Genomic DNA, 14102 nt, shown 5'->3' with positions numbered 1-14102 from the left:
TTGCGCATGAAATACACAAACATCTATATCATCAACCTTTTTTGCTTTTGTCTCTTGCTGGTCTTTCTAACGCTTTTCTCGTGCAGGAAGTCCCTGCAAACCGACCTGCCGATAGATAAAATGACGGCAACAGCCGTGTTCAGCACCGACGAAGGCGCGACCTCTGCCGTTCTCGGCATCTATTCCGCCATGATGCCGACCCTGCCGTATTATTCGGCAGGCGGTACCTCTATCTATGGTGGCCTGATGTCCGACGAACTTTCCCTGACCTCCACGCTCGATCCCGAAGAAGCCGAATTCGATGCCGCAAAACTGACCCCGGCCAACGGCATTGTCTTGTCCAATTTCTGGAACTGGGCCTACAAGATGATCTACGGGGCCAACGCCTCCATAGAGGGCATCACGGCTTCGGAAAAGCTGACGCCGGCGGTAAAAGCGAGGCTGCTGGGAGAGGCAAAATTCATCCGGGCCTGGAACTACTTTTACTTGGTTAATCTCTTTGGCGACGTTCCCCTGGTTCTTTCAACTGCTTACAAGGAGTCAGCCACAATCCCGCGTTCGGCGACGGCCGCAGTCTATGACCAAATTCTGGCCGACCTCCAGGAGGCAAAAAGCCTCTTGCCGGCAGCCTATGCGGGCACGGCCCGCATTCGTCCCAACAGGTGGGCGGCGGTTGCGCTCCTTGCAAGGGTTCGGCTTTACCGGCAGGCTTGGGCGGCAGCAGAAGCCGAAGCCACAGAGGTCATTGGCGCAGGAACGTATTCTCTGGCACCTAACCCGGCGGCTACCTTCTTGGCAGGCAGCAACGAAACCCTTTGGGCACTCTCGCCTGTCGAATCGGGCTTCAACACCACCGAGGCCCGCTACTTTATTCCAACAACGTCAGCCACCACCAAACCTGCTTATGCCGTCAATCCGGCGCTGGCGGCAGCCTTCGAGTCGGGCGACACCCGCAAGGGTGCTTGGCTGGGGAGCAAAACGGTCGCTGCACAAACTTTTTATTATCCCTACAAGTACAAGGTTTACAACCTCAACCTCCCCGTTACCGAAACCTACACCGTGCTTCGTTACGCCGAGGTCCTTTTGGTGCGGGCAGAAGCAAGAGCGCAGCAGGACAACCTTGCCGGGGCAAAAGCCGACCTCAATGCCGTCAGAAGCAGGGCTGCCTTGCCGCCGGCAACCGCAACCGATAAAGCAGCCCTGCTGGCAGCAATTGAAAAGGAACGCCGCATCGAATTTTTTGCCGAATGGGCTCACCGTTGGTTCGACCTCAAACGCTGGGGCAGGTTGGAACCGGTGATGACGGCGGCCAAACCGGGCTGGCAACCATATGCGGCCCTCTTCCCGGTTCCGCAGGCCGAACTCTTGAAAAACCCCTCCCTCACCCAAAACCCGGGCTACTAAAACAAAATCAAGAACAATGAAATACACAGCACTCCTTTCGCTACTGGTAGTGACTGCAGCCAGCCTGTTTGCGCAAAAGACAGCAGCGCAGGAAATGACCATAGGCGATAATTGTCGAAAGCTTTCGATCCCGCAACCGGTAGGTTTGAAGGCCGGTGCCAAAACACTTTCCGCATTCACGGGCAAACCCCTGCTCATTACGTTTTGGAATACCCATTGCGTTGATGCCACCGAATTCCTGCCAAAACTTGACACCTTGCAGCGAACCGCAAAAGGTCGTTTCAACGTTCTTCTAGTTGCGGTCGAAAAGGCGGCGGCGGTTCGGAAGGCTTTTAAGGAGCAGGAACTTTTGAAGGAGTTGAATTTTCCATTGTTGGCGGGTGATACGGTTCTTTGGAAGGCCTTCCCGCACCACATGGAGCCGCACATTGTCTGGGTGTCCGCGAAAGGAACCGTTCAGGCCATTACAGGCTCCAAGCAGGTCACGCCAAAAAATCTGGAAGCATTTACGGCGGGTCAATCGCTTTCGCTCCCGTTGAAAAAGGAAACAAGTGATACGAATGTGTTCTTCTCCTTCACACCGCTGATGGTGAACGACTACGAAAGGACAAAGGACAAGCTCTTATACTATTCCTATATAGGCGGCCAGAGATCCGGCATCATGTCCGGTTCTTCCGGTGCATTTTACGACGCGGACAAAGGCGTCGTTCGCACCCACGCCCAGAACCTCACAATAAAACACCTATACAAACTGGCGTATAAAAATCGGCACAATTTCCACAACAGCAGGGTCCTGTTGCCGGAAGGAGAGGAAACAGATACGGTCTTGAAAAAACACTATTGCGTTGACATCATATTGCACGATACGTCTATCAGGAAAGCATATCGCTGTCTGCAAGCCGAGTTGGACCGTTACTTTGAGTGGAAAAGTTCAGCGGAAATGCGAAAAATAAGAGTATGGGTAATTAGGGGAAAGCCGGCGCAGGAAGCTCTTGCGGCACAGAAGGAACCGATAGAGATGTATGAACAAAAGGGGAGGCTAATCGTTCGCGGAGTTCGTCTGCCCACGCTCTTCCAAAGCTGGAACCTGGACACGAAAACACTCCTGCCCGTCGTTGACGAAACGGGCTTCAAAGGAACGGTCAACATGGAACTCCCTGCCGAATTGAAGGATAAAGAAGCACTGCAAAAGGCCTTAAAACAATACGGTTTGGAACTGATTGAAGAAGAAAGGGAAATGGAAGTAATTGTGGTGCGAAAAGGAGACTAGGCAAATGGAAGTACGGTAAAAAAATAGCCGCCACAGGCGGCTATTTTTTAAAGCTTAGGGCTTTAAAACATCGTCAAAATAACTCTCTTCAACGGGGATAGTTTGGTTCTCCCCGTTCACCGTGATTTGCTCATAACCACTGGCACAAACCTGGTTGTCGCCGTCGCAAATAGCGGCTTGGGCGGCCTGTGTGCGCTGGCCCAGGTAAGTTCCGTTCGGCGCAAACCAGTGGTAAAGCGGGTCATCGGCGGTTCTCGTGGAAGGCGTGGTAAACGCACTGGCGGCAAAAGCCAGGGCAATTGCAAAAATGCCGGGCAAAATCTTTTTCATAAAAAAAAGTTTAAAAGAAAAATGGCGCCTACTCGTTTCGCAGGTTTTCGGCTTCCCCTGTTGATTCTCAGGCGGCACGGCTATGTCAACGCATGCATGTTGATTGATTCGATGCAGCCGCTCGTCCTGCTTTCTCTCGGCCAATGCCGTAAACGGTCAGTCCCGTTACCACGCCATTGAAAACCAAATGCGTCTTCCAGCCCATCGCCCCGATTACACCCCCGCATTGGCAGGGGAGGGCGCCTCCGGCCAGCAGCATGTAGGCGATGTAACCGGTAAAAACGCACAGCAGGAAGAGTGAGCAGTAAAGGCCATACAGGCGGGTGCAGGAAAAAAGAAGGAGCAGAACAACGGCAAGCTCTGTCAGCGGCACTGTCCAGGCCACCGCGTCCGCTCCTCGTCCAATCAGCGGCGCTTGCCACAACACATCGGCAAAATGCCGCAAGGCGTACAACTTACTGAAGGCAGTATAACCAAAAAGAAAAAGCAGGAAGACGGAAACAAAAGAAGCGGCGGAAAGATGTCTCATACAATAAAATTGAAATGCATCAGCCGCTGAAAAGATGCAGGAAATTCAGGTTAAAGATCAGTTTTTTTAAGACCCATTTCCAAATCAAATGGGTTTGCAAAAGGGATAAAAACGGTTTGCGCGGCGCTAAAAAAAGCCCCCCGCAGGCTGCTCGGACACACACCAAAACGCTTCCGGAACGCCGTCAAGAAATTTTTATAATGCCGGTAACCGCACAGGCCCGCAATCTCCTTAATCGGTTTATCGGTATGCAGCAAAAGAAAATAGCCAAACTGTAATCGGCTTTCGTGCAGGTAGGCCATCGGCAGGGAGCCAAACAAGAGCAAGAAACCATCGTTGAACCGCGGTAAACCCATGGCCGCATACCGTGCCATATCGGAAAGACAGAAAGAGCGATGCAAATGATTGAGCAAGTAGGTTTTGGTGAAAAACAGCCGTTGTTTCTCGTCGGAGGTCAGCGTTTTATAGCTCATGGCCGGTTGGTTGGTGTATGGTGAAACTAATCAGCCATCTCTCAAGAGGCAATCGGGTTTCTGTGGTTTCTCTAAAGGGAACTACAGTTTATTCGATCCAAACCAAAACATCGATCCCTAACCCTAACTCCTACACTTCATATAACCCGTTCTTAACCGCATAGATCACTAGTCCAGCCATGTTCTTCACCCCGGCCTTTTCAAAAATCTTGTGCCGGTATGATTCAATTGTCCGTTCGCCAAGGTACAGGCTTTGGCTAATTTCCCGGGTGGACATTTCTTCGCAAATACCTCGAATAATCTGAATTTCCGTAGCAGAGAATTTCCCTTCTTCCATTTTCGGAAAACCCCTCAGGTGGCTCTTTGCAATAAGTCTGGTGAGCTTTGGTGTGGTGCCCGAACAAAAATAGAACCCGCCTGCGTGAACGGCCTGCACGGCCTCCAACACTTGTTCTTTGGTACAGGTTTTCAGGAGATAGCCCCGGGCGCCTGCTTCCAGCATTTCCACAAGCAGGTGATCCTCTTTGAACATCGTTAGTCCAATCACTCGGATGGAAGGATAATGCTTAAAAATCTCTTTCGTAAGTTCAATGCCGTTCATTTCCGGCATTTGAATATCGGTGATCAAAACATCAGGCATCTTTTCCGGCAATTGTTGCAAAACCTCGATGCCATTAGCCGCTGTAGATGTAATTGCAACCACCGCCTGGTACTGCAGGATGGACTGAAGCCCTTCAAGAAAAATAGGCAGGTCGTCCGCAAGAAAAACCTTGATCATAAGCTTGTTTTGGAGGGGAAAGGGAATTGAAAAAAATAAGTAGTTCCTTTTTGAGCCGACGAGCGGCATTCAAGCCGGCCGCCCAGCATACCTGTACGGCTGCGAATGCTTTGCAGGCCAATGCCTATTTGCTCTTGGCTGGCTTCACGGCAGCGGAACCCTGTGCCGTTATCGCCAACATAAAGAAAGAGCTGGTTCAAACGCTCCTTTACGTGCACATCCACCTGGCTTGCGCCGGAATGTTTAAAGGCATTATGCACTGCTTCCTGCACAATCCGGTAAAGATGAATGCCAGTTTGCGCCGGAATTTCGCGTCTAACATCGTAACAAAACCGGATGCGTAAAGAAGAAAGGCCTTCCAGTTCAAGAAAAAAATCCGTCAAGGCAAACCGCAGCCCCTTTTGAACGAGGGCACCCGCATTTAGGTCAACGGCTATTTCGCCCATGCGCAGCATCACCCGTTGGAGGTTCGCACTGGCTCTTTGCAGAACCTCGTCTCCGTTTGATTCACGGACGCTCATGAGTTGAAACCGTGTGAGAGAAAGAAGGGGCGCAAGCTCATCATGCAGGTCGCGTGCCACACGTGCCCGTTCTTTTTCCAACAAGCCAATTTCATCCAGAAAATTCTGCCGCTGAATGCGGGCATGCTTACGCTGGTGCCAGATCGCCGAAGCGGCAAAATAAAGCGTGAGGCTTACCATCGCTACGCCGGTAATCAGGATTGCAATATATAATGAAGTCTCACGGGCATCCATAAAATCGCCAGAGCAAAAAAGAGGTTAGTAAGCAGATTGATATAGCAAAGAAGGGCATATACGTTCAGCCGGAAAACCTTGCTGCCTTTCAGTCCCGTCATCCAAAAAGTTTCTACAAGCGCCGAAACCCCGAAATAAAGGATAAAGCAAAGGCAAAGAAGAAAAACCGGGTTGCGGTAAAGCGGTAAAGTGTCCTGGAACAAGAGTTGGTTCACACCCGTAATACTGAGAAGAACCACAAGAAAAGAATAAGCAATAATAAAGAATGAAAGGAAGTCGTTGCGAGATGCAGTAAGCCATTCAACGAGCCAGAAAAGAGCAAGCCCGGCTTGTAAAACCCTGTAAAAAAGCTTGCTTTTCAATACTTCCCAGCGCCGGAACTGCCAGCAGAGAAGCAGGGCCTCTGCTAGGGAATATACATTGTAAAATACACTATTGGAATAACCCCGGTACAAAATGATGATGCTCAGAATTTCTTGAATAGAGGCACTCCAAACCAAGAAAAGAAAGGGGTGATAGCGGTAATCTATTTTTCGAAACCGGAGCAACCCTATCACCCCGCCAATACCAATAGTTAAACTTAAAAAGGCATTGGTAACAAAGTCCATGGCAGTTGTTGATTTTAGCCGATGAGCGGCGAATCAGGCGGACACAAATCCGGGCACCGGTTTGCACGGTCCAAAATATCATCATCCACCTCGTTTGCCAAGGCTACAGTGGGAAGAATGTCTTGGTTGTTCTCATCAGCGGCTACAATAATAGCATGGATTTTCATATCTGCGTCCATTCCGTAATAAATTCGGATAAAGGCACAGGCAGGCTTGGAAAGAAGGGCGTCAAATCCACTTCGGTCAAATGTCTCGCAAACAGCGAGAAGGTTAAGGTTTTGAAAAGAAGGTTGTAGAATAGCATTTCGTTGTTGACGGTACCGGGCAGTCATTTCGCTGGCTTCGGCAAGGGAAATAAAGTGGTTCATATGAGGTTATTTGTTGTCTCCGCAAAATGGGGACATTGACGGGCGCGGGAAATAAGGAGAACCATGTTTTCAAGTACGGGAAACACGGTTTGTTTATTTAATATAAGTAAGGGAATTGACTTATTGAACCGTGTTTACAGGGTTGTTGAAAGGCGAAGAGAAAATCATTTTAGCAGTACAAAACCCACTGCTCTATGACAACACTTCTTCCATACCGGATAGTAATCTACCCCAAGGATATAATGAACATCACCGGTCGCAAAGAGCGTACAGCACAAAAGCTTTTGGCGAAAATTCGCAAGGAATTAAACAAGCCGGTGGGCAGTTTTATCTCCATTGAAGAGTTTTGCAGATATACGGGTTTGAAAGAAGAGCGAATACAGATGTTTTTAAAATAAAAGAGGCCTTCTGGCCTCTTTTTCATTAAGACTTCTGCCATCGGTTGGCAATAGCTTTGAGAAGAAGGCTGACACCAAAGCTTACTGCCGCTCCTACAGCAGCCAGTAAAGCGGTGCGAATCACATCTTCCGAATAGATGTTTGCCAAAATAATAAGCATGGTTCCGGCTGCAGTGCCTGTTTTAACAGTCGAATCAAACGAGGGTTGCATAACAAAGTGTTTTAAGGAAGTGAAAAAAGAAAATGCAGGCTTTCCTAAGAAAGCCTGCAGGAAAACTAACCGGCTACTCCCACGATTTGCAACGCATTATAAGCGCCGTTTTTCAAGGGGTAATGAGCGCCGTTTACCTCTTGGTAAAAGGAAATGCCTAACAGAAGAAAGAGAGGCTTGGTGCTGGCCGGCATTACGGCGCAATTAAAATGAATGGCAGCCGTGGGCGTGCTGTTAACGGGCAGCTCAGTCGAGCTTTTTTCGTCGGTAACATACTCGCCGGTTTCAAAATCAATACTGGCGCCGGCACATACCAGTTTAAAATGGCTGGCCCCTGCAGGGGCGGCAACCATCCGTTCGGGCACAAAAGCAGGAACGTCAACAGTAAGCGTGCCTTCCGTGCGGCTGATAGAAGTGGAAAACGGGGCGAGTAGCGTAGTGCTTAACTTCCCATCGTTGTTGAATTCAAAACCGGAGAGCAGTTCGGTTTCCCCATCCAACACGTTCCGTTCACCGCGCTGCGAGGTGGCATCTGCTTGAACCACTTTGAGCATTTCCGTCGTTAGCCGACTGACCATCCGACTGTCTGCAGTGTTTTGCAAAAGAGACCGAAGGGCACTCCGCAATAGCTTGCCGGCTTTTCCGGCACGGCCAAACTCCCGGCCGTTTTCACGGGTGCGTTGGAAAGCAGGATCCGTGGCGATCCTTGCTCCCGAAACAGGGTTATGTCCGCGGGCCAAATAGCCGTCCTTTGATTTGAAAAAGGTAATATCGCCAATAGTACCTTCTAACTTAATGATGCCTTTTTGTTTTGCCATAAAACATTTTTTTTGAGTGAAAAATTGGGTTTGCGAAGAGAAGATGATGGCACCGTTAGAGCTCATCCGGTACACCAGTTAACTCTTTCGAAAACAAGATTAGTTGTGCAAAGGCAGTATGCAAAGAAACCGTTCGGGTCTGTGCGTACAATACCGCAAAAGAGCAGGATGGACGGGGTTATACTGGACAGAAATCAGTCAATTGCCGTAAGCGATAGAGGATCGCTATAAGGTGGCGCATGTCTGGTCCAGATATAGCGCAGGGATAGTGTATGAAAGACTGTGAGGTGAACTTGGCCTGGAAAGTAGAAAAACAGCTTAACCTGAAAAGCTATGAAGTGGAAGTAAGCCAGGGCAATACATCGTTTACAAAGCTGAGTGAAGTGGCGGCAAAGAGTGAACCCGGCTATCTCTTCACCTTTGCATTAACCAATGCGATTAAGGCATCCCTGCTTTATGTTCGCATTAAATCAATTGATCTTGACGGCAGCAATCGGTACACCAAAACAATAATGGTGACAGGCCTGTGTGCAAGCAAGATGCAGCTTGCGGTATTTCCCAACCCCATTTCTGATGCTGCTTCGCTTACCGTTGCCGCAAAAGAAGGAATGTTTAATGGCACGTACAAAGTATCTATCCTGAGTAGTAACGGACAATTGGTACAACAAAGAGAAATAAAGCTGTCTGCTGCAAAAACATTCCCGCTTGCAATTACGAGGTTAAGCGCCGGTAAGTACCACATCGACATTGTAAGCCCAGATGGAACAGTGCCAGCCGTGTTGAATTTTGAAAAGCTTTAAAAACACTTCAATCAACTTGGGTTAGCGATAAAAAGAAGCGGCACAAGTGCCGCTTCTTTTTAGTAAAAAGTTTAAACGATGTTGATGAGACGAAGAAGATTTGCCGTAGAGGCGTCACGCGATACGGTGGGTCGTTAAGTCCACGGTTATCTTGTCAAAGGATGTTTTCGTTTCGCCCTGCACTTGGATGAAGTTCAGCGTTACCAGGCGTTCTGTGACGGTAACGCTCAGGTAACCAAATCCCATCAACGATTTATCGTACCTGTGATCGCCCATCTTTTGCCCGCTTGCCGGAACTACCTGCTGAAGCCCTCTTCCGCCAGAGCCCACAACAAGAAACGGAATGTCCATCGGTTTTCCCTGAAAATTTACGCTTCGTGTATAGCGTTGATAACTGTGTGCATGGGCCGCCAGCACCACGTCCGGCATAATTCCGCTTTGTTGGCAGGCTTTGTCAATGTCGGCCAGCATCTCCGCGCTTCCGCTATGACTTCCGTTGCTAAACGGCGGATGGTGCGTAGCAATGAAAAGCGCCTTGCGGATGCCTTTGTCGCGCTGCTTTTTAATGCCGGCAAGCGTTTTCACCAGCCAGTCCATTTGCTTTTGTCCAATGGAAGGCGCTTCAAGAAAGCCTGGGTTTTCCGCAACGTTTGAATAGAGTCCGACGACGTTGACAAAAGGCGCATCCAGCAACCAATACACGCCGGGCTGACTCACCATCTCGCGATAAATGGTTCCCGCACCGGACGGAACAGCCGGTTTGGGTGCGCAAAAATTTTTCTGAAAAGCTTCCAGTGTTGTTTTCTGTCCTGTGGGCTTGCCGTCGTACCGGAAGATTTCACCGTCGTGGTTACCCGGAATGGCAATGATTTTTCCGGGATACTTGCGATAAGGAACGTAAAACTGCGCCTGATACCCCCGGTCGGTATTGTCATAATAAATCACATCGCCCAGGTGAAACAGAAAAGCGGGACATTTTTCAGGGTGACTGATGTCATAATCCGCAGCCATGGCATCGGCAACGGCTTCTTCGTCAAACCCGTTTTCATGGCCGGTATCGCCAACGGCGTGAAACCGGATGGCCTTCGAAGCCTCAATTTGCTTTGCACCGTCGTGGCCAATAATTTCTTCGAGTGCCATGGTTGGCTCGCGTTTTGGATCCGGTATTTTTTCCAGTTTTGTTTTGATGAAATCGGTCATGCGGTGGCCAAGGCCCGGAACCAGCGACCGTTCTTCCTGCGGAAGCGTTGTAAAAAAAGGATGCGCAAACCGAAAGGGATTTTTTGTTGCCATGAGGATGGTTTTAGTCAGTGAACAAGATTTTTTCAAAACAGTCGCGGAAGAAAAACCTGATTCAGAAGGCAGGAAAAAAGACGGGCGGGCAGCGATTCTTCCCATGAAAATAAAGCGGTTTTCCGTGAAATGCAAACGCGGGAAAAACACCCGTTAAAAGAGAATTTTCACCTCCCTTTGTACACAAGGCGCTGCTATTTTTGTTTCTTCTTATCCGCCTTTACAGGCCAGGAAATAAAATTTGCGTTGGCATCACGGTTGAGCTATTGCGATTGCGCAAAATACGCGATAGCTTTAAGAGAGAATTGGCTTCTGGATGAAAATGCCTCTGTGTAAACGAAGCCGTTCCGCCTTCGGAAGAGGAATCGAACCCGGCTTCAACTGTTTTTGTTCGCACTCTACCTAAACATTTTTTTCAAAGCTTCAACCGTTCGGCCTCTGGCCGCAAGCGGTGCGTTTCGCCCTGCCCTGATGAAGCAACGTTGATTTTTCACCTAAAATTTATACGCTATGCTAATTTCCATGCAAGGCAACTGGACCATTCGCGTAAAGTCCAAAGAAGCCTCTTTTCCCCAACGCTTTGTGGTGGCCGGAGCGGCCACGGGCAACGGCACCTACGACGCCAAAGCCGGAACGGCCGACGTTTCGGTAACGGGTACGCAGTGGAGCATTGCCATTTTAAACGACCCGGGAACCGGCTTCCGCCTCTCGGACACGCGAATCAAATTTCCAACGCTCTCGGGCGGCAATTTTGTCTTCGACATCGAATCGAACGACGCCGGCAGCGACAAGGATTTCAATGACCTTGTGCTTACCTGCTCCTCGCCGGCATCGGTGTTTGATTACCTCATTTACGGCAACGTAACCTTGTACAGCAACGGCTGTGTTTTCAATCCCTGCATCAGGCGTTACTTAGTGATTGATACTTATGCCAAGTTTTTGCAGGCACTGAAGATGGACAAGATCCGCGAGGTCATCACCAAATTGTATCCCGAACGCATTCCGCCAATTCACATTCCCAACCCTCCCGATCCGCCGCCTTTCTTCACGCCCATCATGATCAACCTGGTTGACGAGGTGCAAACGCCTATACAAATCGCCGACGTCTTTCAGCGCAAAGAAACACAAACGGGCAAAGGCGCAAAGAGCAACGCCGAAAGCACGGCCGCAGGCGATGCGCTGGCCAATTTTACCCTTGCCAACTCCGTAACCGCTTCCAACCTTTCTACGGAAAGCACCTTGTCGCGGATTGACAAGATCGGCATCGGCAACATCGTTGACGGCATTCGGTTGGCCTGCGTCACCGAACCGGCACCCAACCTCACGCTGAATTTTTTGGAATACGACCGCTCGGTTTCCGAACTCGCCGGCGGTCCTTATACGGGTACGGGTGATAAATTAGAATTAGGCAATGCCATCACCGACATGAACGGTAATTACATCTTCCGCTTTACGCAAACAATTGCCGAGGCCCTGAACGAAATATTCAACGACGTGGCTTCGGGCGAAAACGTGCTGGTGCAGGTGCGGCCCGACATTATTGTAAAAGTGACCGACTCGCTTCACCCCACGGTTACGCTGTTTGAAAGCACGCCTTACTTCAACGTGCCGCAAATCAAACAAATCAATTTCTGTTTACCCGCCGAAAAAGTGCGGCCAACATCGCTTTGTTTCAACGGCAACTTGATTGGCAGCTTGGGCAACGTCTTCATCGGCGGCGCTCAAAACACAACCGGCAGTTTATCCGCTGCGGCTTTGGACAGAAACGGTTACAACAATCACTTAAGCGCAAGCGGAAAGATTACCGTGCACAATTCGCAGGCGGGTTTCGGTGTGGATTGTGCCTGCTGGGGTGGATTGATTGACGTGAAAGGATGTATGTACAATCTGCAGCGCAAGCCAAATGATCCGGTGATTCGCCGCTACACCATTCGTTACAAGAAATCTGGAGGCACTTGGCAATTCGTGAACCAGGCTTATTTGCACCCGAAATTTTCCAAACGCTTTCTGCCGCTTTACAATGGTGATCTGGTAGGGCCATTCTCCACGCCGCTGCACGTGGACGGTGGGCCTTTGCAAAGCGTTCCGGCCTACATCAACATACAGGCGGAAGTATTCTTCGACGGCGTTGACTGGGAGTTCAGCAACCTCGATCGGTACATGCAACTTGCATCATCGCTGTATGACGGCGGCACGCCGGGCACCGTTTATTTTTTGGTAGAAGGCTACGACGGTTCCGGCAACCTTGTTCCAGCCGCGAAAGATTTAATTGCGCTCTACATTCACAACCGGCCACTCGATTTCGGCATTGGTGACGTGCATTTTACCGCAACGCTTGAGAGTGTGCCCTGTGGTTTGTACCGTATGAAGGACACGGAACTGAATACCCCGTTGGTAGTTCCGTTCAAGTCGAACGATCCTTACGGTTTCGTAGATCACTATACTTTAACCCTGGGCAAATGCCCGCAGCAGATTACCGTTGACCTTACCGCACCGCCAAGCATTGTTGGTACCGTTACGGGAACATTGGCCAGCGGAAGCAATGGCGGCAACACCGACGGTAACAATTGTCCGGGCTACACGGGAACCATTGCTGATTTTGGAACGAGCGGTTTTGTAAACGTCACACTGCAACCATCGGCAAGCGAAGGCGGTTGGCTGAAAATGACCGAACAATTTGCCGTGATTTCCATCGGTTTGGAAGGCGCCATGCGCAGAACTAACGGTTACAATACCGGCATCGAAGGACCTTATTTGTCCAGTGCGCAATTTTATTTGGAACACAAATGAGCGCAATGAGCAATCAGTAATCAGCAAAAGAACGACCTGACATGCCAGCAATAATTTTTCGTTTTGTACTGGCTGTGTTAGCCGTGTGGCGGCTTACGCATTTGCTGTCGAAAGAAGACGGGCCTTTTGATCTCGTCTATCATTTTCGCAGGCGGCTGGGAGAAGGTTTCTTTGGCCGCCTGCTTGATTGTTTTTATTGTTTGAGTATTTGGATTGCTTTACCCATTGCCCTGTGGTTGGGTATTGATTGGAAAGAAAAAGTTTTGTACTGGCTGGCACTTTCCGGTGCGGCTTGTTTATTGGAGCAAGGAACAACAAAAAACGACCCGCCGAAGCCGCCTGAATATTCTGAAGATTAAAAAATTAAATTCCATGGCATGTTGCGGAAAAAAGCGGGAAGATTGGCTGCAGAAAACCAATGACGCCAACAAAAGAGTTGACGAATTCAATACGTCTAAAGCAAGGAGCGATGTTCATTTTGAATACACGGGAGAAACGGCACTGACCGTTGTTGGCAGCCTTACACGAACCCGCTACCGCTTTAACGGTAAAGGCGACCGGCAGTTAATTGATTACAGAGATGCAGGAGGAATGATGGCCGTGCCGATGCTGAAGAAGGTGCGTTAAGAAATCATCAGTCATGCTTTGTAAACAGTTCTGTTGAACGAAGGCTTCTGCGAGAAGTGTTAAAAGGAATAAAATGTGGTCGTTTGTAAAAATTGAAAACTGAAAAGCAACGGCAAAGCATTTCGCCGTTGCTTTTATAGCGCTTACTGCTTTTCTTCAAACTTGTTAACGACAAGCCGTATTTTTTGGTCAGGCCTTTCCTTGGCTTCTGCGAGCAAAAAAACCTTCCCGTCTTTGGCTTCAATCGTGATAGTCGCATTTTTATCGTCGCCGCTGGCATCATACAAAACGGTTTTTATAACCGTTTTGCCCTGTTTGAATGGAACAGGCCAATCGCAGGAAATTTCTTCAATTTTTCCGCTAAGCGCATCGTTTGCATTTCCGTTGGGAATAATGGTGATGGTTGTTTTGGTTATATCCACCACCGTATTTTCATCTTTTGACTTTTGTATGGCGTTACTGTCATTGAGATAATCCGTTTTGGAAGAGCTTAAGTGAAGCACTTTTTCGCACTGGGCTTTGCTGCCGAAGCCAAAGACAATTGTCGCGACTGCTAAAAATAATGGTTTCATGTTTTAAGATTTTGAGCAAGCTAAGGTAATGTAAGCTATTGTGTATTGTAAACTACCTTGTTTGGCTGAATAAATTGA

Annotated in this window: 18 protein-coding genes; 7 read left to right on the top strand and 11 right to left on the bottom strand. The window is 49.1% G+C overall.

What is annotated here, in order from left to right; translation table 11 throughout:
• Positions 1 to 6 precede the first annotated feature (6 nt).
• Positions 7 to 1404, top strand: a complete 1398-nt coding sequence (locus FSB75_RS12550; RefSeq protein ID WP_146787928.1) for a RagB/SusD family nutrient uptake outer membrane protein — start codon at positions 7 to 9, stop codon at positions 1402 to 1404.
• A 16-nt stretch (positions 1405 to 1420) separates the two neighbouring features.
• Positions 1421 to 2674, top strand: coding sequence for a TlpA family protein disulfide reductase (locus FSB75_RS12545; protein ID WP_146787924.1), 1254 nt, complete (start codon positions 1421 to 1423; stop codon positions 2672 to 2674).
• A 54-nt stretch (positions 2675 to 2728) separates the two neighbouring features.
• Here the strand turns inward: FSB75_RS12545 and FSB75_RS12540 are convergent, their stop codons facing one another.
• The 7 genes from FSB75_RS12540 to FSB75_RS12510 all read right to left on the bottom strand — a co-directional run bounded on the left by FSB75_RS12540 (position 2729) and on the right by FSB75_RS12510 (position 6515).
• A complete protein-coding gene (locus FSB75_RS12540; protein WP_146787921.1) occupies positions 2729 to 3004 on the bottom strand; it encodes a hypothetical protein in 276 nt (91 codons plus the stop codon).
• Between the two features lie 85 nt (positions 3005 to 3089).
• A complete protein-coding gene (locus tag FSB75_RS12535; RefSeq protein ID WP_146787918.1) occupies positions 3090 to 3533 on the bottom strand; it encodes a MauE/DoxX family redox-associated membrane protein in 444 nt (147 codons plus the stop codon).
• A gap of 50 nt (positions 3534 to 3583) precedes the next feature.
• Positions 3584 to 4006 (bottom strand): helix-turn-helix domain-containing protein, encoded by a 423-nt coding sequence (locus FSB75_RS12530; protein WP_146787915.1) that lies wholly within the window; start codon positions 4004 to 4006, stop codon positions 3584 to 3586.
• A gap of 130 nt (positions 4007 to 4136) precedes the next feature.
• Positions 4137 to 4784 carry a response regulator transcription factor gene (locus FSB75_RS12525; RefSeq protein ID WP_172623134.1) on the bottom strand — a complete coding sequence of 216 codons (648 nt, stop codon included), beginning with the start codon at positions 4782 to 4784 and terminating at the stop codon, positions 4137 to 4139.
• On the bottom strand, positions 4781 to 5539 hold the full coding sequence (locus FSB75_RS12520) for a sensor histidine kinase (protein ID WP_146787909.1): 759 nt from the start codon (positions 5537 to 5539) through the stop codon (positions 4781 to 4783). Before FSB75_RS12520 ends, FSB75_RS12525 begins: the two co-directional genes overlap by 4 nt.
• Positions 5500 to 6147 (bottom strand): hypothetical protein, encoded by a 648-nt coding sequence (locus FSB75_RS12515; protein WP_146787906.1) that lies wholly within the window; start codon positions 6145 to 6147, stop codon positions 5500 to 5502. The genes FSB75_RS12520 and FSB75_RS12515 overlap by 40 nt, the downstream gene beginning before the upstream one ends.
• A gap of 14 nt (positions 6148 to 6161) precedes the next feature.
• On the bottom strand, positions 6162 to 6515 hold the full coding sequence (locus FSB75_RS12510; RefSeq protein WP_146787903.1) for a hypothetical protein: 354 nt from the start codon (positions 6513 to 6515) through the stop codon (positions 6162 to 6164).
• A 194-nt stretch (positions 6516 to 6709) separates the two neighbouring features.
• On the opposite strand from FSB75_RS12510, the gene FSB75_RS12505 reads away from it, so the two are divergent.
• Positions 6710 to 6913 (top strand): hypothetical protein, encoded by a 204-nt coding sequence (locus FSB75_RS12505; protein ID WP_146787900.1) that lies wholly within the window; start codon positions 6710 to 6712, stop codon positions 6911 to 6913.
• Between the two features lie 25 nt (positions 6914 to 6938).
• Here FSB75_RS12505 and FSB75_RS12500 read toward each other — a convergent pair whose 3' ends face one another.
• Complete coding sequence (locus FSB75_RS12500) at positions 6939 to 7124, bottom strand: hypothetical protein (protein ID WP_146787895.1); 186 nt, start codon at positions 7122 to 7124, stop codon at positions 6939 to 6941.
• Between the two features lie 65 nt (positions 7125 to 7189).
• The gene (locus FSB75_RS12495; protein WP_146787892.1) at positions 7190 to 7942 is read right to left on the bottom strand and encodes a hypothetical protein; all 753 of its coding nucleotides are present in this window, start codon (positions 7940 to 7942) and stop codon (positions 7190 to 7192) included.
• 272 nt (positions 7943 to 8214) lie between these two features.
• Here FSB75_RS12495 and FSB75_RS12490 point away from each other — a divergent pair, with 272 nt between their 5' ends.
• Positions 8215 to 8742, top strand: a complete 528-nt coding sequence (locus tag FSB75_RS12490) for a T9SS type A sorting domain-containing protein (protein WP_146787889.1) — start codon at positions 8215 to 8217, stop codon at positions 8740 to 8742.
• A 114-nt stretch (positions 8743 to 8856) separates the two neighbouring features.
• Here the strand turns inward: FSB75_RS12490 and FSB75_RS12485 are convergent, their stop codons facing one another.
• Positions 8857 to 10035: a metallophosphoesterase family protein gene (locus FSB75_RS12485; RefSeq protein ID WP_172623133.1), complete on the bottom strand. Its 1179-nt coding sequence runs from the start codon at positions 10033 to 10035 to the stop codon at positions 8857 to 8859.
• Between the two features lie 510 nt (positions 10036 to 10545).
• Here FSB75_RS12485 and FSB75_RS12480 point away from each other — a divergent pair.
• The 3 genes from FSB75_RS12480 to FSB75_RS12470 are packed head-to-tail and all read left to right on the top strand — an operon-like array spanning position 10546 to position 13452.
• Complete coding sequence (locus FSB75_RS12480) at positions 10546 to 12825, top strand: hypothetical protein (protein WP_146787883.1); 2280 nt, start codon at positions 10546 to 10548, stop codon at positions 12823 to 12825.
• Between the two features lie 41 nt (positions 12826 to 12866).
• Positions 12867 to 13184: a DUF1360 domain-containing protein gene (locus FSB75_RS12475; RefSeq protein ID WP_146787880.1), complete on the top strand. Its 318-nt coding sequence runs from the start codon at positions 12867 to 12869 to the stop codon at positions 13182 to 13184.
• A 13-nt stretch (positions 13185 to 13197) separates the two neighbouring features.
• Complete coding sequence (locus FSB75_RS12470; protein WP_146787877.1) at positions 13198 to 13452, top strand: hypothetical protein; 255 nt, start codon at positions 13198 to 13200, stop codon at positions 13450 to 13452.
• Between the two features lie 143 nt (positions 13453 to 13595).
• Here the strand turns inward: FSB75_RS12470 and FSB75_RS12465 are convergent, their stop codons facing one another.
• The gene (locus FSB75_RS12465) at positions 13596 to 14024 is read right to left on the bottom strand and encodes a hypothetical protein (RefSeq protein ID WP_146787874.1); all 429 of its coding nucleotides are present in this window, start codon (positions 14022 to 14024) and stop codon (positions 13596 to 13598) included.
• Between the last annotated feature and the right edge of the window lie 78 nt (positions 14025 to 14102).

The sequence above is a fragment of the Flavisolibacter ginsenosidimutans genome (assembly GCF_007970805.1).
Classification (GTDB): domain Bacteria; phylum Bacteroidota; class Bacteroidia; order Chitinophagales; family Chitinophagaceae; genus Flavisolibacter; species Flavisolibacter ginsenosidimutans.
The sequence above is the reverse complement of the archived record's forward strand: the minus strand, read 5'-3'. Positions and strand labels throughout refer to the sequence as shown.

Coding starts and splice junctions, on each gene's coding strand:
- FSB75_RS12520 (WP_146787909.1), bottom strand. CDS start 5,539: ATGGATGCCCGTGAGACTTCATTATATATTGCAATCCTGATTACCGGC.
- FSB75_RS12535 (WP_146787918.1), bottom strand. CDS start 3,533: ATGAGACATCTTTCCGCCGCTTCTTTTGTTTCCGTCTTCCTGCTTTTT.
- FSB75_RS12510 (WP_146787903.1), bottom strand. CDS start 6,515: ATGAACCACTTTATTTCCCTTGCCGAAGCCAGCGAAATGACTGCCCGG.
- FSB75_RS12550 (WP_146787928.1), top strand. CDS start 7: ATGAAATACACAAACATCTATATCATCAACCTTTTTTGCTTTTGTCTC.
- FSB75_RS12495 (WP_146787892.1), bottom strand. CDS start 7,942: ATGGCAAAACAAAAAGGCATCATTAAGTTAGAAGGTACTATTGGCGAT.
- FSB75_RS12470 (WP_146787877.1), top strand. CDS start 13,198: ATGGCATGTTGCGGAAAAAAGCGGGAAGATTGGCTGCAGAAAACCAAT.
- FSB75_RS12540 (WP_146787921.1), bottom strand. CDS start 3,004: ATGAAAAAGATTTTGCCCGGCATTTTTGCAATTGCCCTGGCTTTTGCC.
- FSB75_RS12475 (WP_146787880.1), top strand. CDS start 12,867: ATGCCAGCAATAATTTTTCGTTTTGTACTGGCTGTGTTAGCCGTGTGG.
- FSB75_RS12505 (WP_146787900.1), top strand. CDS start 6,710: ATGACAACACTTCTTCCATACCGGATAGTAATCTACCCCAAGGATATA.
- FSB75_RS12530 (WP_146787915.1), bottom strand. CDS start 4,006: ATGAGCTATAAAACGCTGACCTCCGACGAGAAACAACGGCTGTTTTTC.
- FSB75_RS12480 (WP_146787883.1), top strand. CDS start 10,546: ATGCTAATTTCCATGCAAGGCAACTGGACCATTCGCGTAAAGTCCAAA.
- FSB75_RS12545 (WP_146787924.1), top strand. CDS start 1,421: ATGAAATACACAGCACTCCTTTCGCTACTGGTAGTGACTGCAGCCAGC.
- FSB75_RS12515 (WP_146787906.1), bottom strand. CDS start 6,147: ATGGACTTTGTTACCAATGCCTTTTTAAGTTTAACTATTGGTATTGGC.
- FSB75_RS12525 (WP_172623134.1), bottom strand. CDS start 4,784: ATGATCAAGGTTTTTCTTGCGGACGACCTGCCTATTTTTCTTGAAGGG.
- FSB75_RS12500 (WP_146787895.1), bottom strand. CDS start 7,124: ATGCAACCCTCGTTTGATTCGACTGTTAAAACAGGCACTGCAGCCGGA.
- FSB75_RS12465 (WP_146787874.1), bottom strand. CDS start 14,024: ATGAAACCATTATTTTTAGCAGTCGCGACAATTGTCTTTGGCTTCGGC.
- FSB75_RS12490 (WP_146787889.1), top strand. CDS start 8,215: ATGAAAGACTGTGAGGTGAACTTGGCCTGGAAAGTAGAAAAACAGCTT.
- FSB75_RS12485 (WP_172623133.1), bottom strand. CDS start 10,035: ATGGCAACAAAAAATCCCTTTCGGTTTGCGCATCCTTTTTTTACAACG.